2 protein-coding genes and 2 pseudogenes are annotated in these 1,444 nt (G+C 56.0%); 2 read left to right on the top strand and 2 right to left on the bottom strand.

The genetic code is table 11. The features are described from left to right. Positions 1-310, top strand: a 310-nt coding sequence (locus tag A3722_RS04355) for a transposase domain-containing protein (protein ID WP_150120437.1), incomplete at its 5' end; no start/stop codon positions are given. Between the two features lie 2 nt (positions 311-312). Then, the gene (locus tag A3722_RS04350; protein WP_067627731.1) at positions 313-534 is read left to right on the top strand and encodes a hypothetical protein; all 222 of its coding nucleotides are present in this window, start codon (positions 313-315) and stop codon (positions 532-534) included. Between the two features lie 12 nt (positions 535-546). On the opposite strand, the pseudogene A3722_RS24510 reads toward A3722_RS04350, so the two are convergent. Together A3722_RS24510 and A3722_RS04340 are read right to left on the bottom strand one after the other, a co-directional pair. Further along, a pseudogene (locus tag A3722_RS24510) lies at positions 547-897 on the bottom strand (SIR2 family protein); the annotation flags it as partial. A 271-nt stretch (positions 898-1,168) separates the two neighbouring features. Next, positions 1,169-1,444: pseudogene (locus A3722_RS04340) on the bottom strand (transposase); the annotation flags it as partial.

Below are 1,444 nucleotides of genomic sequence, written 5' to 3'. Positions count from 1 at the left end.
GCGTGGCCGTTGGCAGGCCTTCACGGCATTCCTCGATGACGGGCATATCTGTCTGACGAATAATGCGGCCGAACGCGCTTTACGTGGCGTGGCACTGGGCAGAAAGTCGTGGCNCTTCGCAGGCTCAGAGCGCGGCGGTGAACGGGCTGCCGCCATGTATACCCTTATCGTCACCGCCAAAATGAATGACATCGATCCGCAGGCCTGGCTCGCCGATGTTCTCGCCCGGCTGCCCGACTTGCCCGTCTCGCGCGTGCATGAACTTCTGCCTTGGAACTGGAAAGCTCTATCCCTTCCACAAGCAGCCTAACCATGCAGCTGAACAAGGTGTATTCCGTCAAGACAATCGACCGCGTCGCTGTCGAACTGGGCGAAACCGTCAATAAGATCTTTGATCTCGCCACCGGTATGGAAACCGAAGATGGTATAATCTGGGTCTACGGTCCCAGCGACGACGGTGTCATCGCATTCACTCCAATCGGGACCGAAAACCTGCAAGAGCTCATCGAAATGGACCGTGATCGCGAGCGATGACCTACCTGTGGCCTACGCCGGATGCTTACGATGATTCACGAACCCGCGATCACAAAGCACGAGGCGCAGCGAAAGGTTCGTTTCGATGGCTGACCAGATTGGGGCGCTGATGTGATCATCTGCGAAACCGAACCCGGAGACGATCAACGTCGTGTCGGGTTCCCGCAAGGCAGCCTGCAAGGCGGCGAACATGTCGAGATAGGGGCTTTCGAACGCCTCCTGATACTTCGAAGATCGAGGATAGATCAGGACGGGCCTACGGTCCTCGCTTGGGTCATCGACGCTTCGAATAACGACTCCATCCAACCATCGCCGCCAATCCACCGAACCGTGCAGCTTGTATAAGTGGAACACACCGTCGGGTAGTCGGCCTTCGTGCTGGAAGCTACCCGCCGAACGATATCATGGTTGAAGTGATCTCGGTTGAACCGCTGTTCTGCACTGCGGGAAAACCCGTCGATCAGCACCACACTAAGGCGGAGACCTGCGGTCTCGATACACAGATCATAATTCGTGGTGAACAGTTTCACCCTTGGCTTTTCTGGTGATCGGCGGGCGAACTTCTTTAAGAACGCGCAGGGGAGTGTCATGAACTTTGTGTATCTGGCCTGGCCCATGCGGGTTTTAGATACAGTCACGCATTGAAGCGATCCTCGAACATTATGGCGAAATGATTGCGGGCCGCAAACCATTCTCGAACATTCCGGCCGCCTTTCTCAAAGTTGCGGATCGCCAAGTAGATCAGCTTCGTTGCAGCGTCTTCGGTCGGGAACGATCCCCGCGTCTTGATCGATTTGCGGATTACACGGTTCAAGCTTTCAATCATTGCCCGGCAGGCGCATGCAAAGCATGCTGCCGAGAGGGGGCGTTGGTGGTGTAGATGATCTTCCGGATGGCAGGATCAAAAGCA

This window comes from Sulfitobacter sp. HI0027 (genome assembly GCF_001634775.1).
Taxonomy (GTDB): Bacteria; Pseudomonadota; Alphaproteobacteria; order Rhodobacterales; family Rhodobacteraceae; genus Sulfitobacter.
The sequence above is the reverse complement of the archived record's forward strand: the minus strand, read 5'-3'. Positions and strand labels throughout refer to the sequence as shown.